22 protein-coding genes and 3 pseudogenes are annotated in these 21615 nt (G+C 69.6%); 10 read left to right on the top strand and 15 right to left on the bottom strand.

What is annotated here, in order from left to right:
* Positions 1-227: 227 nt before the first annotated feature.
* Both V4Y03_RS31505 and V4Y03_RS31500 read right to left on the bottom strand, forming a co-directional pair.
* Entirely contained in the window at positions 228-458 is a 231-nt protein-coding gene (locus V4Y03_RS31505; protein ID WP_332437432.1) for a hypothetical protein, read from the bottom strand.
* Between the two features lie 112 nt (positions 459-570).
* Positions 571-1400, bottom strand: a pseudogene (locus V4Y03_RS31500) (IS5 family transposase).
* A gap of 262 nt (positions 1401-1662) precedes the next feature.
* Between V4Y03_RS31500 and V4Y03_RS31495 the strand changes: the two are divergent.
* Positions 1663-2031 (top strand): esterase-like activity of phytase family protein, encoded by a 369-nt coding sequence (locus V4Y03_RS31495; RefSeq protein WP_332437431.1) that lies wholly within the window; start codon positions 1663-1665, stop codon positions 2029-2031.
* Positions 2032-2469: 438 nt separating this feature from the next.
* Here the strand turns inward: V4Y03_RS31495 and V4Y03_RS31490 are convergent, their stop codons facing one another.
* Both V4Y03_RS31490 and V4Y03_RS31485 read right to left on the bottom strand, forming a co-directional pair.
* The gene (locus V4Y03_RS31490; RefSeq protein WP_332437430.1) at positions 2470-3018 is read right to left on the bottom strand and encodes a DUF2087 domain-containing protein; all 549 of its coding nucleotides are present in this window, start codon (positions 3016-3018) and stop codon (positions 2470-2472) included.
* Positions 3019-3089: 71 nt separating this feature from the next.
* Complete coding sequence (locus tag V4Y03_RS31485; RefSeq protein WP_332437429.1) at positions 3090-3359, bottom strand: DUF6204 family protein; 270 nt, start codon at positions 3357-3359, stop codon at positions 3090-3092.
* A gap of 144 nt (positions 3360-3503) precedes the next feature.
* Between V4Y03_RS31485 and V4Y03_RS31480 the strand changes: the two genes are divergently transcribed.
* Positions 3504-3815, top strand: coding sequence for a hypothetical protein (locus tag V4Y03_RS31480; RefSeq protein WP_332437428.1), 312 nt, complete (start codon positions 3504-3506; stop codon positions 3813-3815).
* Between the two features lie 251 nt (positions 3816-4066).
* Here V4Y03_RS31480 and V4Y03_RS31475 read toward each other — a convergent pair whose 3' ends face one another.
* Positions 4067-5500 carry an amidase gene (locus V4Y03_RS31475; RefSeq protein ID WP_332437427.1) on the bottom strand — a complete coding sequence of 478 codons (1434 nt, stop codon included), beginning with the start codon at positions 5498-5500 and terminating at the stop codon, positions 4067-4069.
* A 107-nt stretch (positions 5501-5607) separates the two neighbouring features.
* Between V4Y03_RS31475 and V4Y03_RS31470 the strand changes: the two genes are divergently transcribed.
* On the top strand, positions 5608-6297 hold the full coding sequence (locus V4Y03_RS31470; protein ID WP_332437426.1) for a TetR/AcrR family transcriptional regulator: 690 nt from the start codon (positions 5608-5610) through the stop codon (positions 6295-6297).
* 645 nt (positions 6298-6942) lie between these two features.
* Here the strand turns inward: V4Y03_RS31470 and V4Y03_RS31465 are convergent.
* On the bottom strand, positions 6943-7755 hold the full coding sequence (locus V4Y03_RS31465) for a phytanoyl-CoA dioxygenase family protein (protein WP_317872967.1): 813 nt from the start codon (positions 7753-7755) through the stop codon (positions 6943-6945).
* Positions 7756-7906: 151 nt separating this feature from the next.
* Between V4Y03_RS31465 and V4Y03_RS31460 the strand changes: the two genes are divergently transcribed.
* A complete protein-coding gene (locus V4Y03_RS31460; protein ID WP_332437425.1) occupies positions 7907-8851 on the top strand; it encodes a transposase family protein in 945 nt (314 codons plus the stop codon).
* A 137-nt stretch (positions 8852-8988) separates the two neighbouring features.
* On the opposite strand, the gene V4Y03_RS31455 is transcribed toward V4Y03_RS31460, so the two are convergent.
* On the bottom strand, positions 8989-9483 hold the full coding sequence (locus V4Y03_RS31455) for a DUF3237 domain-containing protein (protein WP_332437424.1): 495 nt from the start codon (positions 9481-9483) through the stop codon (positions 8989-8991).
* A 173-nt stretch (positions 9484-9656) separates the two neighbouring features.
* On the opposite strand from V4Y03_RS31455, the pseudogene V4Y03_RS31450 reads away from it, so the two are divergent.
* From V4Y03_RS31450 to V4Y03_RS31440, 3 genes and pseudogenes are all read left to right on the top strand, one after another.
* A pseudogene (locus V4Y03_RS31450) lies at positions 9657-9791 on the top strand (transposase); the annotation flags it as partial.
* 362 nt (positions 9792-10153) lie between these two features.
* Entirely contained in the window at positions 10154-10414 is a 261-nt protein-coding gene (locus V4Y03_RS31445) for a hypothetical protein (RefSeq protein ID WP_332437422.1), read from the top strand.
* Positions 10415-10489: 75 nt separating this feature from the next.
* Positions 10490-11632 (top strand): RNA-binding protein, encoded by a 1143-nt coding sequence (locus V4Y03_RS31440; RefSeq protein ID WP_332437421.1) that lies wholly within the window; start codon positions 10490-10492, stop codon positions 11630-11632.
* Here V4Y03_RS31440 and V4Y03_RS31435 read toward each other — a convergent pair.
* Positions 11589-12689 (bottom strand): Lrp/AsnC family transcriptional regulator, encoded by a 1101-nt coding sequence (locus tag V4Y03_RS31435; RefSeq protein ID WP_332437420.1) that lies wholly within the window; start codon positions 12687-12689, stop codon positions 11589-11591. The two genes, V4Y03_RS31440 and V4Y03_RS31435, sit on opposite strands and share 44 nt — an antisense overlap.
* Positions 12690-12793: 104 nt before the next feature.
* Between V4Y03_RS31435 and V4Y03_RS31430 the strand changes: the two genes are divergently transcribed.
* Positions 12794-13996, top strand: coding sequence for a M20 metallopeptidase family protein (locus V4Y03_RS31430; protein ID WP_332437419.1), 1203 nt, complete (start codon positions 12794-12796; stop codon positions 13994-13996).
* Complete coding sequence (locus V4Y03_RS31425; protein ID WP_332437418.1) at positions 13993-15462, top strand: MFS transporter; 1470 nt, start codon at positions 13993-13995, stop codon at positions 15460-15462. Before V4Y03_RS31430 ends, V4Y03_RS31425 begins: the two co-directional genes overlap by 4 nt.
* Here the strand turns inward: V4Y03_RS31425 and V4Y03_RS31420 are convergent.
* The 7 genes from V4Y03_RS31420 to V4Y03_RS31395 form a co-directional block, all read right to left on the bottom strand.
* Entirely contained in the window at positions 15362-16462 is a 1101-nt protein-coding gene (locus V4Y03_RS31420) for an ISL3 family transposase (RefSeq protein ID WP_332437417.1), read from the bottom strand. The genes V4Y03_RS31425 and V4Y03_RS31420 overlap by 101 nt on opposite strands.
* Positions 16463-16928: 466 nt before the next feature.
* Positions 16929-17261 (bottom strand): GFA family protein, encoded by a 333-nt coding sequence (locus tag V4Y03_RS31415; RefSeq protein ID WP_332437761.1) that lies wholly within the window; start codon positions 17259-17261, stop codon positions 16929-16931.
* Positions 17262-17375: 114 nt separating this feature from the next.
* Positions 17376-17528 (bottom strand): hypothetical protein, encoded by a 153-nt coding sequence (locus V4Y03_RS31410; protein ID WP_332437416.1) that lies wholly within the window; start codon positions 17526-17528, stop codon positions 17376-17378.
* Positions 17529-17841: 313 nt separating this feature from the next.
* Complete coding sequence (locus V4Y03_RS31405; protein ID WP_332437415.1) at positions 17842-18276, bottom strand: GFA family protein; 435 nt, start codon at positions 18274-18276, stop codon at positions 17842-17844.
* A gap of 313 nt (positions 18277-18589) precedes the next feature.
* Positions 18590-19297: a methyltransferase domain-containing protein gene (locus V4Y03_RS33985; RefSeq protein ID WP_443079903.1), complete on the bottom strand. Its 708-nt coding sequence runs from the start codon at positions 19295-19297 to the stop codon at positions 18590-18592.
* Between the two features lie 93 nt (positions 19298-19390).
* Entirely contained in the window at positions 19391-20581 is a 1191-nt protein-coding gene (locus tag V4Y03_RS31400) for a permease (RefSeq protein ID WP_332437760.1), read from the bottom strand.
* A gap of 129 nt (positions 20582-20710) precedes the next feature.
* The gene (locus V4Y03_RS31395) at positions 20711-21451 is read right to left on the bottom strand and encodes a hypothetical protein (protein ID WP_332437414.1); all 741 of its coding nucleotides are present in this window, start codon (positions 21449-21451) and stop codon (positions 20711-20713) included.
* 38 nt (positions 21452-21489) lie between these two features.
* On the opposite strand from V4Y03_RS31395, the pseudogene V4Y03_RS31390 reads away from it, so the two are divergent.
* Positions 21490-21603, top strand: a pseudogene (locus tag V4Y03_RS31390) (transcriptional regulator); the annotation flags it as partial.
* Positions 21604-21615: the final 12 nt, after the last annotated feature.

Genomic DNA, 21615 nt, shown 5'->3' with positions numbered 1-21615 from the left:
CTGCTGGCCTGCGAAGCCCATGGGGCTTGCTTGAGCCGGATGCGGGGAAAGCTCGCACGTCCGGTTCTGAGGGGGCCGGGTCACGGCAACGTGATCCGGCTACCCGACCACAGCATCGACCCGCTTCCCGCAACAGGAGTGCAGTGAAGGGTGGTTGGCCGAAACGCCGACGATGCCGCTGCGGAGGTCGGGAGAGACACGCCCCCGCCTGCGGAGGGGACAGCCCTTCACCGGGCTCCCTCGTCCATGGCGGGCAGATGCCGGACAGGTGAGCGCCACAGGAGCCCCACGGACAGCATGAGGACGAGCGTGCCGATGGCCATCACGGTGCGGACGCTGATAAGGGCGGTGAGGGCGCCGGCGGCCAGGGCGGTCACCGGCAGTGTGCCGGTGGTCAGCCACAGGCCGGTCTGCTGGACTCGAGAGCGGAGTCGCCCGGGACTGGTCTGCTGCTGCACGGAGCGCTGGGTGGTGCCAATGCATGTCGCCGTCGCCCACTGCAGGTAGCCGCTGAAGATGAGGACAGCGAGCCAGGTCGGGCCCGGCCGGGCTAGGGTCTGTCGTCAAATGTCACGCCCACATCAGGAGTGAGGCGAGGGCGACGGCGGCTTCGTAGGACTGGGCGGTCTTGTCGTATCGGGTGGCGATGCCCCGCCACTGCTTCAGGCGGTTGAAGCAGCGTTCCACGACGTTGCGGTGCTTGTATGCCTCGCGGTCGAAGGCCGGCGGGCGGCCTCCGCGGCTGCCTCGCCGGGCCCGGTTGCGGGCCTGGTCGGCCCGCTCGGGAATCGTGTGCGGGATCCCGCGGCGGCGGAGCCAGGCGCGGATCGCCTTCGAGCTGTAGCCCTTGTCGCCCAGGACGTGATCGGGCCGGGTCCGGGGCCGTCCCGGTCCGATCCGGGGCACCCGGATCGCTTCCATGACCGTGGTGAACCGGGTGCAGTCGTTGGTGTTGCCGCTCGTGACGACGAAGGCGAGCGGACGGCCCCGCCCGTCGCAGGCCAGGTGGATCTTGCTGGTCAGGCCGCCTCGGGACCGGCCGAGGGCCGGGTCGCGGAGCCCCTTTTTCGGGCCCCGGCCGCGTGCTGATGGGCGCGGGCGACCGTGGAGTCCACCGACACCAGCCATTCGATGTCGCCCGCCGCGTCCGCCTTCGCCTGCGCGGCCCGTAGCATCCGGTCGAACGTTCCGTCAGCCGCTCACCTGCGAAAACGCGTGTGGAGTGTGGCCCACGGGCCGTAACGCTCGGGCACGTCCCGCCAGGCCGTCCCGGTCCGGAACTTCCACACGATCCCGTTCAGCACCCTGCGGTCGTCCAGCCGCTTCCGCCCCCGCAACGACTCGGGCAGCGGCGGCCGGACGAACTCCCACTCGGCATCAAACAGCTCATGGCGGCGTATCACGACACCATGATCCACCAGCGGTGATCATTTGAAGACACTGCCTAGGACGGCTCGGAGCCCGACCTGAATCACGGCGCCCTGATCCGCTTCGCCCAGCAGATCCGGAAGGGCGACGTGCTCGGCCAGTTCGCCTACCCCCTTGAGGAGATCTTTGCCGCGCCCGACCCGTCCAGCCCTGGGGCCACAGACACCGGCCGGCCCGCGATCCTCGCCTTCCCCGAAGACCCCCGGCCGCTACCTCGTACTCGAACGTACCTGGGTGGCAGGCGCGGGTTTCGAGATCCGCGTCAATGACACCACCACCCACGGCGCGTTCGAGGTGCGGGACATGGACTCCCTGGCCGGACAGAAGGTCGTGCCGATGCGCAAGAAGCTGGTCGCGGACTTCCACGACCTGGGCCTGTCCACGGTCGACAACACCGAGGGCATGACCTGGGGCCCGACCCTGCCGGGCGGCGAACGAACTCTGCTCTTGGCCAGCGACGACAACTTCGCGCAGGAAGAGGTCACTCAGATCGTCGCGCTCGTCCTTCGTCGAACGCCGAGGGCCACGCCCGCGTGCGCCAGAGCGCAAGACAACCGAGGTGCTGGAACCGGGGCACCTGGCTCGACAGCCGTACCGCCATGACATGAGTTCCATGGCACCACCGGCCCTGACCGTCCATCTCACCCGAGCCGATCCCGACCAACCCCTGTAGCGAGGCACTCGTCCAGACAGCCCATGACCACGGCACTTGCTGTGCGGAAGCGCTCCTTCCGAGCGCCGTTGGTGACCGCCGCCGACCCCTGCGAGCACAATGGATTCTGGTGGCGACGGAGCATGGCCACTGTACTGAGTCCCGGCAATGGGACCGTCCTGAGCCCCTGACTTCAATCGGCCGAGCGCAGCAGGTCTGTAGGTTGTCCGGCTGAGCATGCCGTCGAGCTGGGTGGGAAATGGCCGGGTGGACGCGAACGGCAGTTCCGCTTCCGAAGCGAACCCGGCCATGGTCACACGGTCGAGGACCCGCCGTGTTGCCGCAGCCGAATTGACGGCCCGAGCTCCCGCGCGGCCCGTCCTCGGTCTTCATTGGGCGGTGCCCACAGGGGCGGCGAGCCGGTAGCATCCGGACTCGCGGGCCAGGAGTCCGTCGTCGACGAGGGCGCGCCGCAACGAGACGGCGTCCAGTGCGCCGCCCTCGCACCACGGCTGCAGGCGGTCGGTCACGGTCCGCTCGTCGTAGTCGTCGCCGACGGCGAGAGTACTTTCGGCGACGTGCCCGAGGACCGCGCGACGGGCGGCGGCGTCCTCCTCTGGCACGTTGACCAGGACGCCGCCGCGGATGTGGCCGCGCAGTTGCGGGTCGGGCTGGTCGGCGGCGGTCTCCTCCGCCACACGCTGGGCGGCGGTCTCCGCGGCCGCGGTGAGTGCGTCGTCCTGCAGGGCCAGCGAGCCGCGCCCCTGGACGAGCAGTCCGCTGCGGACGAGCCGGCCGATGGCCGGGGCGGCCTGCGGTGCGCCGAGCCCCGAGGCGGAGAGGATCTCCGCGGAGGTCGACGCGCCGAGGGCGGCTGCTGAGAAGACCCGGCGCAGCACCGGATCGGCCAGCTCGATGGCGAGTTGCTCGGGTGTCATCAGAGGGAACGCATCCTTTCTGAGGGCCTGCCCGGCCCGTGGGCCCGGCCGTGGCCGGTTCCGTAAGGGGCTCAACGGCCCTTCCGCTTGACCTTGATCTTGGACAGGTCGGTGGTGACCGATCTGAGGTCGCGGTACTCGCCCCCGAGCTTGCGGATGGCGGCTGCGGCCAGTTCCTCGGCCTGGCCCATCACAAGGTCCTCGGTGTCCTCCTCGCCCGCCGGGATGAGGACCCGGAAGGCGAAGGTGCGCAGGGACGGCTCGTAGGTGATGGTGCCCTCCTCGGTGAACCGGGCCTTGAACAGGTCGTGCTCGCCCGCCCCTGCGATCAGGGGACGCACGCTGTTCATCCGTGAGCTCGGCGAACTTGCCGTGCGTGTTGACCTGGTAGGTCGTGGCGCTCATAACTGTGTTTCTCCAAGCGTGGATTCGGTCATCGGCCCGCTTCCCATGAGCGCGAAGCCGAGTTGGCCGGGCGTCAGTCGATGGCAGAGCAGCAGGCCGGCCTGGCGGCCGGGGGCGAGCACTCCTTGGGGGTGGAGGGTCACCCTGCTCCGGTCGCGCGTCCGGTGCGGCAGGAGGAACAGCAGGCCAGTGACGAGCACCAGGCCGCCGGCCCCCCAGTACAGAGCCTCGCTGTAGGCGGCGATGAACGCGCCGCGGGTGTAGCTGGCGTGCTCGACGATCTACTCGACCGAGGTGTCGTTGACGCCGTGCTCTGCAAAGAGTTCGGCCGCGGCCTGCAGCAGCTGCTCGCGGGTGAGTTCCCGGCTCTGCTGACGGGTGTCGCCTCCTGATGCATCGTCGGATACGAGACAAGGGGGCCGGCAGAAGCCCCCGGGGATGACCGGTGGGACGAATCCCGAGATCAGCGCACGTAGTCCGCGAGGCATCCCGACCCGGCCTCTTCCAGGGCGGCCGGGTCGGTGATCTTCTGGGCCTTCTCCCATCTGGCGGAGATATCGTGTTAGAAGGACGTGCGGACCTGGGAAACGGCGGCTGGGTCGGTCAGTTCGGCCGCCCGCGGGGTCGCTGTGGCCCCGGGGGCTCATCCGGCGGTCCGAGCGCCCCTTCGCGGGTCGACCGGCGTGAGGACCCCGAGCCGGTCCTCGATCGACTCGGCCGCGGCCAGACACAGGTCCTCGCGGAACGCGCGCCCGATGATCTGGACCCCGGTCGGCAGCCCGTCGGCCGTTCCGGTCGGCACGGCCACTCCCGGCACGCCCACGAAGCTGGTCACCGTACACAGGCGCTTTCCCGACTCGACACGGTCCCACCCAGCCCGGTCGCGCGACTCCAGACCGGGCTCGACGGGCGGTTCGGTGAACGACGGGCCGAGCAGGAGCGGGTGCTCGTCGAGGAATTCGGCCCAGGAGCGGCGGATGTTCAGCCAGACGCCCATGAGCTTCATGAACTCGTCCGCGCTCGCGGGCGGGGTCCGCTCCAGTATCCTCCCGACGTAGCGGTCGCCGCCCTCCCCGAGCAGCTCGCGCACCACCGGCCAGCTCGGGGCGAACTCGGTCACGGTGAGCCGCCCGTAGACGTCCAGCGCCTCGTCCAGCCGTGGCACGTCCGGCACTTCGCGTACGTCGTACCCGGCGTCCCGCAGCGCGTCGGCCGCGGCCGCGACGGCCGCGCGCACCGTGGGGTGGACGCCGTGCCCGCCGGGGTCCGCCACGACCGCGACCTTCACCGGCCCGGGGAGGGCCTCCCCGTACGCGGGCACGGGCACGGCCCGGGGGTCCCTCGGATCGGCACCGGACAGCACCTCGTACGCCAGCCTCAGATCGCCCACGCTCCGGGCGAACGGCCCGTCGGTGACGAGGAGTTGTGAGGCGGGTCCGGGGTCGCCCTGGCCGGGGATCCGGTGGTCGGCAGGGAAGCGGCCTGTGGTGGGCTTCAGTCCGGTCACACCGCAGAACTGGGCCGGGACCCGCACCGATCCGCCGGAGTCGTTGCCGAGCCCGAGGGCGGCCATGCCCGTGGCGACGGCCACCGCGTCACCCCCGCTCGATCCGCCGGGAGTCCGGCCGCGGTCCCAGGGATTGACCGTGTCCCCGAACAGCTCGCTGCGCGTGTGCATCCCGGCCAGGATCAGGGTGGGGAGGTTGCTGTGCCCGATCGGGATCGCCCCGGCCGCCCGCAGCCGGGCCACCGGCGGCGCGTCCGCCGGCGCGACCAGATCACGGAAGCGCGGGGTGCCGAAGGTGGTCGGCACGCCTTCGACGGCCGTGGACTCCTTCACTGTGAACGGCACGCCCGCGAGCGGCCCCAGCTCCTCACCGGCCGCCCGCCGCCGGTCCGTCCGTCCGGCTGCCTCCCGGGCGCGCTCCGCCAGCAGTTGGGTGATCGCGTTCACCTCCGGATTGATCTCGGCGACGCGTTCCAGATGACTCTCCACCAGTTCGGCGGCGGAGACCTCGCCTCCGCGCACCGCCTCCGCCTGCGCCGCAGCCGTCAGCTTCAACAGGGCATCCCCCATGACTCCCGTCCTCCTCGTTCACGTTCCGATGCGCTTGCATCGGAACTGCATCCTGGGAACCGATACGACCGCATCGAATAGAGCGCCGCACCATGGAGGTCCCGGGCATGCCCAGGCAGGTTGACCACGAGGAACGGCGCCATCGCATCGCCGAGGCGGTCTGCCTCCTCGCCGACGAGCACGGCCTTGAGGGCGTGACCCTGCGCGACGTCGCTGCTCGCGCGCGGGTGTCGATGGGCGCCGTGCAGCGCTGCTTCCGCAGCAAGGAGGAGATGCTCGTGTTCACCCTCGGGAGCATCGGCGAGCGGGTCACCGAACGCGCCCGGGCGAGTCTGGTCCGGAGCCCGGCCCAGTCGCCCGCCACCGCCCTGGGGTACGCGGTCACCGAAGTCGCGCTGCTCCGGGAGGAGCGCCACGCCGAGGCACGGGTCTGGCTCGCCTTCCTCGCACAGGCCGCGGTCAGCGAGCCGCTCGCGGACACTCTGAAGGCCGGCTATGCACCCCTGCTGGATACGTTCACCCGGCTCATCCGGGAAGTCGGCGAGAGCACCGGAAGCACCGTGCCCGTCGACCCGCGGCGCGAGGCCCACGCCCTCCTCGCCCTCGCCGACGGCCTCACCGCCCATGTCCTCATCGGCCGCCTCACCTCGCAGGAGGCACAGGACGTCCTCCACGCGCACCTGGACAACCTCTGGGACCGCCATGCCGCATCGGGTCACACCGCCGCGCACGCCCCGGGCAGTCGGCCCGCCAACTCACTCACTGTCCACCATTCGAGCACCCCGGTCCAGACATAGGGCGGCGAGTCGAGAGCGACCTGTCCTGCTTTCTATGGAAATGTGCCCGGCTGGCAGCCGGCCCACGCGGACTCTCTGCGCGACGAGGTCCTCGCGATCATGAGGGCTACCGTCTGACGGCGTAGGTGTACTCGTTGCCGTGATCGAACGCCGTCACCATGGCTGTCCACGCCCTCTCGCTCCAGCTTGCCGCCTTCAGACGCAAGGACGTGTGGGCCCACCGCGCGAACCAAGGTGCAAACAGACAGGTGGTCCCATCCTCCGCCGAGGACAGGACCACCTGTATCGGTGCTCGGCCCGCGATGGTCCGAGGTCGTGCGCGGTCAGGCTTTCTTGACCACGCTGGACTTGTGCTGCACGGGTCCGAACCCGTCGTGACCGTCTGCGCGAGGGCGATCGAGCCGACAGCCTTCTCGACCTGGCCCTGGAGCGGGTGAGGTCCGTCGGGTGCTCAGGGAGCACGGGCGGCAGCGCACCGACTCCACTCACGTCCTGGCCGCCGCCCGCGAGCTGACCCATTTGGAGGTCCTGGTCGAGATGGCCCTCGATGTGCTCCATGGCCTGGTTCAGCCGCTCCAGCATGCCCGGCCTCCTTTCTCTTTCCCCTTTCACGACCACCTTGCCGGCGATGGTCGCGAAGCCTGTCTATCCGGGGCTGCGGTCGGTGCGGTCTCTGTCTGGACCGGGAGCGTCCTGTCCAAGACCCCGGCGGATCGCAATCTCCACGGGTGAGTACGCGCCGTCGGCCCGCTCCAGTTCGTACGGTGCTGCCGGCATCAGCGGCGGCTGCGCCATAAAGCGTGGCCGCACCCCACGGTGCGGTTGCGCCGCGTGCACTAGGAACGGATGGCACAGGAAGACGTCGCCCGGGGACCCGGTCGCAAGGGCGAGTGGCCGGTGGTCGGACGCCGCCACCAGATCGGGGGCGAGGGTCAGGCCGCTCGCCCCGTCCTCCCCGTACTTCTCCAACACCTTCGGCACGTCGAGGTGTGAACCGACCCGGATCCGGGTCGGGGCGTCCTCCTCGCCGACCTCGCTGAACAGGAACAGCATCAGCAGCGCCCGGCCCCGGGAGCGCAGATTCGTGAAGTACCAGCTCTCGCCCTCCGGCAGATAGCTTCCCTCGATGTGCCAGCCCGCGTCGTCCGGCTCCTCCTCGTGCGGAAAGCGCAGCGGGAACGTGCCCAGCGAGTAGCGCGGCTCCCAGCGTTCCGTGCCGACGAGCAGGTCGTACGCGTGTTGCAGGGACGGGGAGTTGGGAGCGGCGGCAAACGGTCCCTGAGCCATGCCGCCCACCCAGTGCACGGGCTGCGTCCACGTCGACGGGTCGTCCGGGTCGCAGCCCGTCTCCCGCCACAGCAGCCGCGCACAGTCTGCGGCCACGCGCGGCGCGACGGCGCCCTCCAACTTCACGAAACCGTCGCGGAGGAAACGGGAAACCAAGGTCGTGTCATCCATGCCCCCATCGTGCGGCGATACCTGCCCCGATCACCCGACATTCTCCGTACCGCCTTTGTCGGGTGATCACCGCAGCGCGGTCAGGCGGCGTGCGCCGCCCAACGAGCTCGTGCGTGGTTAGCGGTGGTGCGTCGAGGCTGTGATTGTTGACATGGTCTGTGTGGTGGGGAACCGGGTACGTGCGGCGATCATCCGAGGTCGACAGATCACGGGGCTGGCGTCCGAGGTGATGGCTGAACTCGTTGCCGAGGTAGGCCCGTTGTGGCATGAACGGCATCAGGCTGGGCTCGCGTCGCGAGCGCGGCGCCGGGCGGTGGGCGCCGGGGCGAAGCGCAAGCTGGTCTTCGTCGATCGGCTGCTGGCCACGCTCGTCCACCTTCGCCACGGTGCCACCCACGATGTACTGGCCTGCTGGTTCGGTGTCGACCGTTCCACCGTCACGCGTGCAATCGGTGAGGTGCGGCCACTGCTCTCCGAAAGAGGCTGCACCATCGCGCCTGGCGTCCGGCTCCGTAGTCTCGCCGAGGTCGTCGATTATCTCGGCGCGAGCGGGCAGACCGGGATCATCGACGGCACCGAGATCCGGGTCCGAAGACCCGCCGCGGGAAGCAAGGACCGGGAGAAGTTCATCTCCGGCAAGAATGGACAGAACGTGGTGAAGTCCATGGTCGTCACGGACGCCGGCGGAAGGCTGCTGTTCTGCAGCCCGGCCCAGCCGGCCAGCTGCGCGGACATCACCCATGCCCGCCAGTTAGGGCTGGTCAAACTCCTGGCGGACGGGCCCGTTGTCGAAATCCTTGCCGATGCCGGCTATCAAGGGCTCGGCGCCCAGACCGGCGGTGGAGTCGTGACGCCGCCACACCGCAAGTTCAAGAAGGACGCCCCCGACTGGTATGAGGAGATGCACGAACGCCGGCGCAAAGCTCACTCCTCCCGCCGCATCCGGGTCGAGCACGGCATCGCGCACCTGAAGAAGTGGCGAGCGCTCGCCCGCCACCACGGCCGCCGCGAGCACATGACCGACACCGTCCAAGCCATCGCCGATCTGCTGTCACACCAGCAAACCATCACCCTCGCAGCCGATGAGCGAATGTGAATACGAGGCGGAACCGCACCCCTCGACGCACCACCGCTAACCATGCACGAGCTCGTTAGGGCCCGCCGGCACGATCGGCGGCTGTTCCAGCTGGACGCTCCCGGGAGGCTTTCCTCTGCGGCTTGTCGCGACGGCGGTCAGGTCACGGAGTAGAAGCGGATGGCGACTTCGGAGTCGTCGCCGCGGGCGAGGCCGATGAAGACGGTGCGGGCGAGCCAGAGATGGGCGGGGGCGGCGGTGCGGAAGACGGGGGAGGTTCGGTAGTACACACCTGCCTCGGACACCTGCAGGGCGCCGTCGTACTGGGCGGGGGCGGTGGGGTCGTCCTCGTGGTAGTAACCGCGGTTGGTGATGTCGATGACCGCGCCGTCATCGGCCTGAAGGAGGTATCGGGCGTCGAGCTGGTAGACCCCGCCGCGTCTGTCGCACCAGTCGCCGCCGCCGGCCAGGACAGTGCCGCGCAGGCGGGGGCCATCGACAGTGCCACCGGTGATGGGGACGTACTCGGTAATTTCGCCGGAACCGTGCCCGATGTGCAGTGAGGGGGCGAGGAAGGCGCGGACCTCGAAGGCGAAGTTGAGGGCGGGGGTGAAACCCGGCCATGCGGCGGTCTGTGGCTCTGGGGAAATCACGGTACTCCGTAAGGCTGTGGGGCTGGCGTGGCGGTATGCCAGATCCTAGACAAGCCATGCTCAGCCCGGTCAATGGTGTTGACATAGTGCGGCTCTGCACCGTTGCAGCTCAGCGGCCATCGACCCCAGAGGACAGAACCCTCAGACCTCTCCGTCCTGGGCCGGTGCTCCGTACGGCGTTGATCGCCCGGCGCGGCGTCGCTCACGGTTCCGGACTGGGAAAGGTGCGCTGGGTGGTCGAGCGCGCCTTCGCCTGGCTGCACCAGTTCAAACGGCTCCGCAACCGCTACGAACGACGCGCCGATCTCCAATTCCAGGGCAGGTGGCAGTACGTAGCCACCTGCCCTTGTGGTTGGTCCTACGGCCGCTGGGACGCCGACTGGGCGTTCATCGTCACCATCGCCGTCGCCCACACCTGGCTCAGCCAGGGGGCGCCGTGAAGTCCTCGCCTGCGGTTACCAGTTCCAGGGCCAGCCATGGCGGTAGACCACGACTGCTATCACGATGATCAAAATCCAGGCTTCGAAGGGGGTCTGAGGGAAGCCTGAGTCCCTCTGTGCGTCCCGTATCGCCCGCCGTATCTTCTACTCGTCCATACGTGTGGGGTGCCCGCAGCCCCGACGGAACAACCGCGTCCACACCGCAGACGAGCGGACGTACGGGAGCCGTCATGGGCGACATCACCATCCCCGCGAGCGACATGCACCACCTCCTCGCCGACCCCACCCGCAGATACGGCACCTCATATCAGCAGGCCTTCGCCGACCTCGCCGTCTCGCACCGGGGCCGGCCGGTCAACGAGATCGTGCCTCTGCTCCGCGCGGCCGCCGACCGCGCTCTCCTCGGCTTTACGACCGCCGACCTCACCGAGCAGGCGGAGGCGATCAGCGGCGGCGCCCGGTACGAGCTTCGGGTCCGCGTCACCGGATAGCCGCAGGGGGCGTGCGATCACGGGCGGGTTCTGCATAGCCTGGGAGCACGCCTGTAGGGTCTCGGGGCTCGTGTCATGGAGCGGCGTACTGACCAGCAGGTTCTGGGTGGGGTCTCAGAGCGCGTGCCGACGCCCTGTCTCAAATCCGTGGCACTTCCTCAGGGAGCGCTGGAAGATGGCGGCGTGCAACTCCCCTACGTCCATCGCGTCAGTAAGTACGACCCCGTCGAGCTTGACGTTCACGGGCACTACACCGGCGCCGAGGACACCATCAGCGATCACGGCGAGGTCGAGGCGGCCTATCTTCAGGCGTTTGCCGCGGATGCCGGTATCGACCGTCTGTCTGTCCGCGAGCCAGAGGTTTCGTCGCTCGTCCATTTCGGTGTTGAGGCGCCTCTGGACGGCTTCGGTCTCGGCACGCTCCTCCCGGGCGGTCTCGCCGGCTTCCACGACGGAGCAGAGGTGTCGCTGGACACCGGGGTAGAGCTGGTGCGGCTCATGCTGCGGGACAGCGGTGCCTGGTGCCGACTGGAGGCGGAGGGGGCGTTCGCTGTGCACGTCGGGTGGGACCAGTACCTCTACGTCGGCAGCAGTCGGCCCTGCCACGTAGCACTTGCCCGCACCCGTGAGCTCGGGCTGTTCCCAGAACGCCTGGACGCTTCCCCTTACGACTTCGTACCCGAGGAGGACGGCGTCCTACGGCCGGGCGACGACGATTTCTGGGCTGGTCTGCACGGGGCAGTTGCCTGCGGTCGCGCGGGACTCCTGGAAGAGGTGTACGTCCAGAACGCCTCGCGATGGCATCGCCTCACCAGCGACACCATCGATACGGTTCGCGCCGCTCTCGCTCCCCGCGCCCGCCTGGCCGTGTGGCCGGACCTGTCCTCCGACATCGCTGCCGTCCTCGAAGCCCTCCCTGCCGAGGGCCTCATCGAGGGTGTCTGGCAGGGCGAGGACGGCCAGATCCACAGCGCCGTCGCTGACAAAGACGAGTTACCGGAGCTGGCTGCTCGGATAGCCGGTGCCGACGCTGCAGCGCTTCTGTCCGTGTACGCCGATGATCGTGTTCCTCTGTTCTCCGCTGTCGTGCCTGACAGCGACGGCGTGGTGCGGGCCCGCTGGCAGGCCGAGCGATCCCTCGGCGACTTGGCCCAGGGGGTCCCATGCAACCCCCTCACGGCCACAGAGAGCGGCTGGACTCCCAGCCTTCCAGGCTAGGGCCGGGGGTTGCTCCGGCGGTGCGAACGTCCAGAGGGACGCCGCCGATGCGGTAGCCCTGTTCGTCGAGGAGATGGCCGCTGAGCTTCAGCGGCCACAGGGCCACGGCCCGGTCGGTGATCTCCAGGCCGGGAACGCGCTGGGCGAGTCGTACCTCGAAGCGCTGCACGTCGGTGAGGGACTTCACCCAGGCGATGATGAGGACGTTGTTCCGGCCGGTGACGCCGGCGCACAGCCGTACCTCCCGGGCGCCGGTGACTCCGCGCGAGACGCGTTCCAGCTCCCCCGCGGCCGCGCGCCCCCATTGGATCACCGTGACCGGCCACTCAGACAGGGGGCGTGCGACCTCGCAGCGGGTCTGGAGCGTGCCGGCGGCGAAGAGCCGGCCGAGTCGTCGGCGGACCGTGTCCGGGCTCGCCCCGCAGGCGTCGGCGAGCGCGCGGTAGGTGGCGCGGCCGTTCATGGATAGGGCGGCGACGAGGGCGTGGTCCAGGTCGGTGAGCGGGAAGACGGGTGCCTCGGTGCGGGCGGTGTCGGTGTCGGTGAGGCGGGCGATCTGGGTGCGGTCGAGGGCGCGCAGCCGCCAGCGGCTGCCCTCTGTGTAGACGGTGCTGGCGAGGTGGGTGCGGCTGGCGACGATGCCCGCCATGGTGCCGATGCCGCGGGTCATCCAGTGGGTGAGTGCCGCGAGGTCCGGGGCCATCACGGTGAGCAGCAGGTCGCGGTCTCCGCTGACGTGTTCGACGGCAGTGACGTGGGGCAGCTGGGCGAGAGCCTGGGCCACGGTCAGCAGGCTGCCGCTGGCGCAGTCCACCTCGACGAAGGCGAGCAGTCCCTGTCCCGCCGCGGCGAGGGCGGGGGACGGGGAGCAGCTGATCCAGGCGGCGCCGGCTTCGGTGAGCCGGTGCCAGCGGCGGGCCACGGTCACGGCGTCGAGGCCGAGTACGGCGCCGATCTCGTTCCACCCGGCCCGTGGGGCGATCTGCAGCGCGTGCACCAGGGCCTGGTCGACGTCGTCGAGCGCCCGTACCACGCCGTGTGCGGAATGCTGCGTCATTCGATGCTCCTTGCGTGTTTCCTGCGATTCAGAGCCGACAGGATGGTGAGTACTTCAGTCTTGCCTCACCGAAAGCCGGAACCGTACCAGGAGGTTGACGCAGCATGTCCGTACTGGAACGCGCCAGGGAACTCCAGCCCGATCTCGTGCGGCTGCGCCGCTCGCTCCACCGCGAGCCGGAGCTCGGTCTGCGGCTGCCGCGTACGCAGGAGAAGGTCCTCGCCGCGCTCGACGGTCTCCCGCTCGACATCACGCTCGGCCGGGAGCTGACCTCCGTCACGGCCGTGCTGCGGGGTGGCCGTCCCGGCGGGGCGGTCCTGCTGCGGGGCGACATGGACGCACTGCCGGTGAACGAACTCACCGGGGTGGAGTACGCCTCCGAGGTGCCGGGCCGGATGCACGGCTGCGGGCACGATCTGCACACCGCCGGACTCGTCGGCGCGGCGACGCTGCTCGCGGACCGCCGGGAGAGCCTCCAGGGCGATGTGGTGTTCATGTTCCAGCCGGGCGAGGAGGGGCACAACGGCGCGGGCGCGATGATCGACGAGGGTGTCCTGGACGCGGCGGGCAAGCGGCTCGACGCGGCCTTCGCGCTCCATGTGTCGGCCAACCGCCTGCCGGGCGGCTGGGTCGCGTCCCGGCCCGGCACCGTCATGACGGCATCCGACGTCCTGCGGGTGACGGTGCGGGGCGAAGGCGGGCACGGTTCGGCCCCGCACCACACCAAGGACCCGGTGCCCGCGGTCTGCGAGATGGTGACCGCGCTGCAGAACTGGGTGACGCGTACCTTCGACATCTTCGACCCGGTGGTGGTGACCGTCGGACGCTTGCACGCAGGTACGCAGCACAACGTCATCCCGGACACGGCCGAGTTCGAGGCGACCGTACGCAGCTACTCGGAAGCCAACCACGAGCGGCTGGCCCAGGGGCTGCCGCGCCTGGTGCGCGGGATCGCGGCCGCGCACGGCCTGGAGGCGGACGTGGAGTACGAGATGCTCTACCCGGTCACGGTCAACGAGCCGGCCGCGACGGAGTTCGCCCTGGAGACGGCGCGCGACCTGTTCGGCCCGGGCGAGGTGTGGCACGCCCCCCAGCCCGCGAGCGGTTCGGAGGACTTCTCCCTGGTGCTGAACAAGGTGCCCGGCGCGATGCTGCTGGTCGGCGCGGCGCCCGAGGGCGTGGACGTGGAAAAGGCGCCGCAGAACCATTCCCCGCGGGCCATGTTCGACGACCGGGTGCTCCACCGCCAGGCGGCGCTGCTCGCCGAGCTCGCGGAGCGGCGGCTCGCCGCCGGGGCGTCCGCGTGAGGGCGCCGCGCGGGACGGAGGAGGCGGCGGCGCCCCGGGTCACCGCCGTCGTGGGTCTGCTGGTCGTCTTCGAGCTGGTCAGTGGCTTCCTCCAGGGATCGGGCCCGGCGCTGGTGCCCGCCGTGCAGGACTGGCAGTCCATCAGTGCGTCGCAGGCGCAGTGGTACATGGCGGTCCAGTTCCTGGCCGCCGCGGTGGGGGTGCCGGTGTTCGGGCGCCTCGGCGATCTGTACGGGCACCGTCGACTGGTCCGGATCGCGCTGGTCTGTGTCGCTGCGGGCACCGTCCTGGTGGCCCTCGCACCGAATCTGACGGTGCTGCTGGTGGGTCGTGCCCTGATGGGTCCGCTGGCGGCGCTGCTGCCACTGGAGATCGGTCTCGTGCGGGACCGGCTCGACCTCGAGGGCGCGCGGCGGGCGGTAGGGCTTCTCGTCGGCGCGCTCACCCTCGGCTCGCTCCTCGGCCACGGCCTGGCGGGCCCCCTGCTCGAACTCACCGGTGGCGTCCAGGCGACGCTCTGCGTCCTCGTCGCGATCGCGTGCGCCTGTGTGGTCCTGTCGTACTGCGCGATCCCCGAGTCCCGGACGCGAGCGCCCGGCCGGATGGACTGGACAGGAGCACTGCTGCTCGGTCTGGCGCTGCTGCTGTTCCTCGGCACGACGGCGCGCGGCCAGGCGTGGGGCTGGACCTCGCCGCTCACCCTGGGCGGCCTCGTTCTCTCCCTGTCTCTGCTCGCCTGGTGGGTCCGGCTCGAACGGGACCGGCCGCACGCCCTGGTCGACGTCCGGGCGGTGGCCCACCCCCGGTCCGCGCCGTACTACGTCTCCGGTTTCGTCTTCGGCGCCGTGATGCTGGGTGGGCAGGCAGTCGCCATCTCGTACATTGCCGCGTCGACGGCCGACGAGGGGTACGGATTCGGGCTCACGACCTGGGAGATCAGCGCGTGGGGCGCGGTGCCCCACGTCCTGGCCTTCGCCGGGGCGAGCCTCGTGGCCCGAGTGGCGGCCCGCACCGGCTACCGTCGCGTCCTGCTGCTCGCCTTCGCGCTGATGGCCGCAGGCAACGTGGGGCTGATCGCCGGCCACACCACGCTGCCGCTGTTCGCCCTGGCTTCCGCGGTTTCCGGCTTCGGCATGGGCCTGGCCATGGGCGGCCTGCCCACACTGATCGTGGAGCGCAGCACCCCGGACCGCACGGCGAGTGCGACCGCCGTCTACAACAACCTCAAGACCCTGGGCGGCAGCGTCGCGGGCGCGGGCTCGGCCGTCGTCCTCGGCTCCCTGGTCGTCAGGGACACGGACGTCCCAGCGCTCTCCGCCTATCTGACGATCTGGGGACTGGGCGCGCTGCTGTGCGTGGGCGCGCTCATACTCCACGTCCTGACCAATCGTCGGACGGATGCCTCGGGTGCGGCGAAGAACCGCCGTTCAGACACTGGTTCTGGCACAGGTTCCGTGCAGCAGTGACTGAGCGTTGCGAGCCGGGAGGCGGTTGCCTTGCTGGTTGGCTCATGCCGAGTTGCCGGGCCACGGACCGCTTGCTGTGCCCAGCGTCCAGCAGTGCGTGAATGGTGGCGTGCTTGGCGCGTGTGCGTTCGGCGAACCGGTGGCCCATCGGCCAGGGAGAACTGGACGGCTTACTTTCCGACGCGGGCTCCGGCCCAAGGCTGGCGGTCTCAGGAACGAGGGCTCGGAGGCACTGGCGGTGCTGGGCGACGGTTCGTTCGGCGGCTTCGCTCAGGTTACGCCAGAGGTCCCATCGGTCCGCGACCTGGATCGCCTGAGGCGCTCCGACTGTGGCGCCTTCTGCGAAGAAGGGCGCACGGTCCCGGCAGACGACCTCTACGCCGGGACGCTCGGCGAGCCACGCGGCCAGACTTGATGCTTCCCGGTCGGGGAGCAGGTCGATCGGGCGGCGGGTTTCGACATCGACCAGGACGGTGCCGTAGTGGCGGCCCTTGCGGGTGGCGTACTCGTCGACGCCGACTACCCGCGGCGCTGGCACCTCCGGCTCGGGAAGAGCATCGATCAGGCGCAACACCGTGCTCCGGCTGACGGCCACGCCGAGGACGGCAGCCAGCCGGGCACCGGCCCGGCCGGCCAGGGCGAGACCGACTGCGGCCAGGGTGGAACGTTGTCGCTCGGTGCGCTGGCTGTGCCTGCGGGTGAGGCCGGGTATCTGTTCCGCGAAGGTCCCGCGGGGGCACACGTTGTTCCCGCATCGGAAGCGCCGAACTCGTAACTGGAGTACGACGCGTCGTCCGGCGCTCGGCGCGTCAGCGGGAAACCGCAGGTAGGAGCTGTGAACCCGGGTCGACCAGGCTCCGCATCCCGGGCAGGCGGCGCCGACCGTGGTGCATAGCGCGTCAACACGCACTATCTCGATATCCACGTCCACCGACACCACCGCGACGTCCGCGATCGCCGGGAACAACAACTCCTTCAACCGGAGCACGACCTCTTCCACGGTCCGGACTGTCAGCCCAGCAGTACTGACCAACGCCTATTTTCGGGCGACTTCGCAAGCCGCCCAGGGATGCTCAGCTGTCACTCACCGTGGCCCCTGCACGAAAGCTGAGCCAGAACCGCTTGAAGTGAACAAAGCCAGCTCCCGCACCGCCTACATGCTGCACGACGACGGATCCTGGGCCCGCGCCACAGCAGGAGGCCCCCGCGAACAACCGCCGCGACTATCAGCACGGCACCCGCCTGGCCGCCCTGGCAGATCCGCAACGGACCCGGTGGCTGTCCATACCCACCCGCCTTCCTCACGGCCGCCACACCCTCATACGGGACGCTCTGATCGCCGATCTCATCTGGCCAGGCGCCGGCACCGCTGCAGTCGGCGATGCCTTCGTGCCGGGTGCGCGACGCAGGCCAGCCAGGTAACGGTCAACAGATGTCGGTGGTCGCGCGGTTGAGCGGAGCAGGGGTCAGGGTGCGGCAGGCTGCGAGGCGCACGGATCAGGGGCGAGGGTGATGTTCATCCACGGCACGGCTTCCTCGCGGAAGGAGTGCCCAACGGGATCGGTGCCGCTGCGGTCGTCGAGGCTGAAGCCGGTCACCATGACCGTGTCCGAGCCGTTGGCGACGGAGACGAGATGGGTCCCGCAGCGTGGGCAGAAGCCCCGCTTGAGGGTGGGGTAGGTCGCGAACCAGGTGGGTTCACCGCTGGGACCGGTCCACTTCAGTCCGTTCTTGTGGAAGCCGACCCAGAGCACGGCGGGGCCGCCGGAGATGCGGGTTTCATGTTCACAGGAACACAGTTCCCTGTTAAGTGCAAGTGTTCACCTCCTGTGCCTCCTCGGCATGGTGGCGCGTGGTGGTGGCTGTGGAAGGGATGGGACGGCCACCCAACGGTCTGGACTAGCGGGTTCCTGTCAGGTCGACTGTGCCTTGTTCACCGGCGTGATGTAGGCCGCTTCGATGAAATTGATGAACCTGTTCGCGTTCCCGTTGCGGAGCATGTTTCCGATGGAGAGGAACATGTGGCGGGCGGCTCTCAATTCATCACTGATGGCCCGGTGCTTCACTCACTCAGCTTCGTAGCCGCCCGGAATTCTCAAAGTCCTGGGTTGTGGTCTCACGTTTTCGTCTCGGCAGGCGTCGACGGCCAGAATTCCTCTAGGAAGTAGCCCAACTCCTTTCTGGAGTCGCTCCGGTTGAGCATCCCCTGGACTGTCTTGGACCGCCGCACGGCGCTCGCAGCGTTCTCCGTCGTCCTGGCTGAGCATGTCCCCCGGCGGGCCCCGGCCCGGGAGTTCGCGCCCTGCTCGCGAGCGAGAACGGGATGCCGGCCGGGGCCATCGAGGGAGCAGGTGACGTTGCCGACCAGTGGACGGGCGGTCAACCGGCCGTACTGTGCTCGGTCTCTGGCACCGGGCGCAGCCAGTGCACGGCGTTGTCACGGAAGGACGCGTGGATCGGCACGAGGTCTGGGCCACTGGTGTCGTCGAGGGCGGTGACGTTGATGCCAATCTCCGGGATGTCGCTGTCGATCGCCGCGACGCGGCTGCCACAGGTCGGGCAGAAGCCGCGCTTCGCCTCGCATTCGAAGGTCTCGTACCAGGTCGGCTCGCTCTCTCCGGTCCAGGTGACCGTCTCGAATCCCACCCACCACATCAAGGGGGCACCGCCGAGCTTCTGGCAGTGCCCACATGCACAAGTGTGGGCAAAAACTGCCGGCCCTCGGGTGGTGAAGCGGATGTGGCCGCACAGGCAGCCGCCGGTACGTTCCCCGGCTGTTTCGGCTACCGGGGCGTCGGCGGGGGTGGCGTTCATCAGGTGATCTCCCGGGCAAAATAGGCAAGTTGGGCCCATCAGTGTGCCATCGCTTCCATGATCGCCAGGACGCCGTTGGAGGCTCTGGCGTGGCCCCGGCGTGCGCCGATTGCGGAGGGCGTCACGGGCCGGGCGACGAACCCGCGGCTCAGGGGCGTCCGAGGGCGCGGACGGTCCATCCCGCGTCGCGCCAGGTGCCAGCGTTCAGGGTGCCGCGGCCGTCGATGACGCGCGGGGTGGTGGTTCGGTGGCGAGGCGGCGCGGGTCGATGTGGGGAGAACCGCGGCCACTCGGTGAGGTGCAGCAGCAAGGGCTACCGGGGGCTTCGATGCCGCGCGCTCGTCTTCCTCGCAACAACCGTCCTCAACGAGTTCCTCCTCACCCCGGAGGAGAGCGGCCCAGTCTGGCGCGCATGCTGATCGCGATCGGCTCCTCGCTGCTGTTCTCGTTGCACACGTCGACTACTGATCCGCCGGGACCTGCGGCTCACGGTGACGGCCGTCGCAGCAGGGCCCAGGTTCCCCAGCCGGCTTCGGCTTCTCTTGCCGTCCAGCGTCCAGGTAGAGCCGCCTTGACATCTTCGGCCGACAGGTACAGCGGGCCGTCTTGGCCGAGCTGGTTGATCCACAGGAGCACGCCCCCCGGGGCCAGGACCCGGGCGGTTTCGGTGGGGGAACAGCAGCATGTCGATGGCGGCGACGGCGGCGATGGACGCGTCGGCCACGGGCAGGGCGCTGGCGTCGCCGCGTACGCGGGCCGGGGATCGGCCCGTGGCCTGGTGGAGCATCTGCTCGGACAGGTCGAGGCTGAGTACGGACGTGAAGGCGGTCGCGAGCTTGGGTGCTGTCCCAGTCTGCGGCGAGCTGGTCGAAGAGTCCGCCGAGAAAGCCGGCTTCTGCGGCGGTCCAGGCGCGCCGGCCGGAAGCCAGGTCGCGGGCGAAGGCCCGGAAGGCGTTCGCCGTTCCCTCGGGCGGGAGCGGCTTGTCCTCCGGGCTGGGCAGGATCCGGGGCAATGTGGCAATCACGGGTGCCAGTTGAGCACGGCGGGGGCGCGGGCGGAACGGCCCGGGGACGGAGCGCCGGCTCCACCCCTGGGTGGAGCCGGCGGTGGCGGTCAGCGGTGGTGGCCTTCGTGCTGCTCCCCGGGGTGGTGTGCTGAGTGGTCGTGTTCGGCGGTGGGGGATCCGCCCATCATGCGGAGCATCGCCCTGCCGCCGGTGTGGAAGAACCGCACCAGGAGGGCGGCTGCCAGCAGGAGGAAGACGATGTTGAGCCAGGTGGTGTAGTTCCAGGTGATGCCTTCCGTGGGGATCTTCGCGTCGGCTTGGTCGGGGATGAGGCCCAGGCCGCCGAAGGTGAACTCGACGATGTACCCGGCGATGACGGTGGCGAGGTAGAACGTGCCGAGCAGGAAGAGGGCCATCCTCGCGCCGTAGTACTTCCGGTAGATGTTCAGGATCGGCAGGATCAGCAGGTCGGCGAAGATGAACGCGACGACGCCGCCGAAGCTGATGCCGCCCTTCCACAGCACCACCGCGAGCGGCACGTTGCCGATCGAGCAGACGAACGAGGCGATGGCGACCAGCGGGCCGATGATCGGACCCCACAGTTTGGAAGCCAGCGGGTGGCCGTCGAAGAAGAAGGTGCGCCAGAAGGAGTCGGGCACCCAGGCGGCGATGGCGCCGGCGATGAGCAGGCCGATGACCAGGTCGCGCAGGATCGCGGCCCACTCCATGACGAAGACGTGGCTTGTGGAGGTGAAGCCCTCGCGCGACAGCAGCCGCCGGGCGAAAGAGCCTTCCCGCTGGACGGACATGTCCATCGCGGCGTGTCCCTCCATGGAGCCGGCCAGCCCGCGTTCGGACTGCTCGCGGGCTTCGCGCAGGAGCTTGTCGCGCAGGAACAGCCGGAAGAGCACTGCCAGGACGACGATCATGATTGGGCCGCCGACGAACTCCGCCGCGGTGAACTGCCATCCCATCAGCAGCGCCAGGATGACGCCGAGTTCGACGACGAGGTTGGTGGAGGCGATCTCGAAGGCCATCGCGGCGGTGAAGTTCGCGGCCTTGCGGAACAGCGAGCGGGCCAGCGCCACCGCGGCGTACGAGCACGAGGAGGACGCCGCGCCGAGGCCGGCGGCGATCGCCAGGGTGCGGGGCCGGTCGTCGCCGAGCAGGGAGACGACGGTGGATTTGCGGACGACGGCCTGGACGACCGCGGACAGGGCGAAGCCCAGGATCAGGGCCCAGGTGATTTCCCAGGTCATGGAACCGGCGATCGACAGTGCGTGTAGTACGGCGTGGATCATCCCTGAAGCCTTCCGAGAAGAGCACGGCATGGGGCCCATCGACACGTCGCACCTGTACGGCACGGCGCCGGGCGAGAGGGTCGGGAAGGGCGGGGCGCCACCCGGTGGGTGGCGCCCCGCTGGGGTTCAGCCGACGTTGAGGGTCAGGGCCGCGGTGTGGAGATTGCCGCCGGTCTGGAACTGCAGGAACAGCTGCCAGTTCCCCGAGGTCGGCAGCTCCGCGTTGAAGGACAGTTCCGGTCCGCCGTGGTCTCCGTTGACCTTGGTGGTCGGGTGCAGGTGCGCGAACGCGGTGTCGCCCTCGTGGAGGGCGGTCAGGTGCGCGTACGTGTCGAGGTAGGGCTGGAGATCGGTGACGGGCTTGCCGTCCTTGGTGACGGTGACCGTCAGCGGGTGCGCCATCTTGGCCATCGGCTCGCCCTTGACGGTGACGGTGTAGCCGTCGACCTCGGCGGTCTTGGCGGCGGCCGGCAGCGGGGTCTTCGTCGCCGTGCCCGGGACGGAGACGGTGCGGGACAGGACGAACGCGGTGTCCTTGCCGGCTCCGCTGTCGGGGGTGAAGGAGGTGAACATGCGCCACGCTCCGGGCGCGAGCGTGTCCAGGTCGGCGGTCCAGGTGCCGTCGGCGGCCATGGTCGGGTGGATGTGCTGGAAGCCGGTCAGGTCGGAGCGGATGGCGTAGAAGTGCATCCGCTTGGTCTGGTCGACGGCGAAGCCGGTGACCGGCTTGCCGTCCGGGCCGGTGACGGTGAACCGGTAAGCGGCCGGCTTTCCGGCCGTCAGGGTCGTGTCCGTGCTGGTGAGGCGGTAGCCGTCCTTGGTGTCGGACAGGCCGTTGCCGGCAGCCATGTGGTCCATGCCGGGCATGTCGCCCATGGACGGGGATGCCGTCGCCGAGGCGGACTCTGTACGACCACCACGTCGCCGAACTCCTCGACCAGGCACTCTTCCACGTCGAGCACCTCCGTCTGGGGCTACGGGACACGCCGGGCACGGAGCCATCAGCCGCGACGAAGTAGCGCGGACCCCTC

The sequence above is a fragment of the Streptomyces sp. P9-A4 genome, assembly GCF_036634195.1.
Taxonomy (GTDB): Bacteria; Actinomycetota; Actinomycetes; order Streptomycetales; family Streptomycetaceae; genus Streptomyces.
The sequence above is the reverse complement of the archived record's forward strand: the minus strand, read 5'-3'. Positions and strand labels throughout refer to the sequence as shown.

What these genes read in the sequence shown, in the direction of transcription:
- V4Y03_RS31480 (WP_332437428.1), top strand. Translation starts at nt 3,504, where the DNA reads ATGGCAGAGCAGCAGGCCGGCCTGGCGGCCGGGGGCGAGCACTCCTTG.
- V4Y03_RS31445 (WP_332437422.1), top strand. Translation starts at nt 10,154, where the DNA reads ATGGGCGACATCACCATCCCCGCGAGCGACATGCACCACCTCCTCGCC.
- V4Y03_RS31465 (WP_317872967.1), bottom strand. Translation starts at nt 7,755, where the DNA reads ATGGATGACACGACCTTGGTTTCCCGTTTCCTCCGCGACGGTTTCGTG.
- V4Y03_RS31430 (WP_332437419.1), top strand. Translation starts at nt 12,794, where the DNA reads ATGTCCGTACTGGAACGCGCCAGGGAACTCCAGCCCGATCTCGTGCGG.
- V4Y03_RS31470 (WP_332437426.1), top strand. Translation starts at nt 5,608, where the DNA reads ATGCCCAGGCAGGTTGACCACGAGGAACGGCGCCATCGCATCGCCGAG.
- V4Y03_RS31440 (WP_332437421.1), top strand. Translation starts at nt 10,490, where the DNA reads ATGGAGCGGCGTACTGACCAGCAGGTTCTGGGTGGGGTCTCAGAGCGC.
- V4Y03_RS31475 (WP_332437427.1), bottom strand. Translation starts at nt 5,500, where the DNA reads ATGGGGGATGCCCTGTTGAAGCTGACGGCTGCGGCGCAGGCGGAGGCG.
- V4Y03_RS31405 (WP_332437415.1), bottom strand. Translation starts at nt 18,276, where the DNA reads ATGAACGCCACCCCCGCCGACGCCCCGGTAGCCGAAACAGCCGGGGAA.
- V4Y03_RS31435 (WP_332437420.1), bottom strand. Translation starts at nt 12,689, where the DNA reads ATGACGCAGCATTCCGCACACGGCGTGGTACGGGCGCTCGACGACGTC.
- V4Y03_RS31490 (WP_332437430.1), bottom strand. Translation starts at nt 3,018, where the DNA reads ATGACACCCGAGCAACTCGCCATCGAGCTGGCCGATCCGGTGCTGCGC.
- V4Y03_RS31395 (WP_332437414.1), bottom strand. Translation starts at nt 21,451, where the DNA reads ATGCCCGGCATGGACCACATGGCTGCCGGCAACGGCCTGTCCGACACC.
- V4Y03_RS31460 (WP_332437425.1), top strand. Translation starts at nt 7,907, where the DNA reads ATGGTCTGTGTGGTGGGGAACCGGGTACGTGCGGCGATCATCCGAGGT.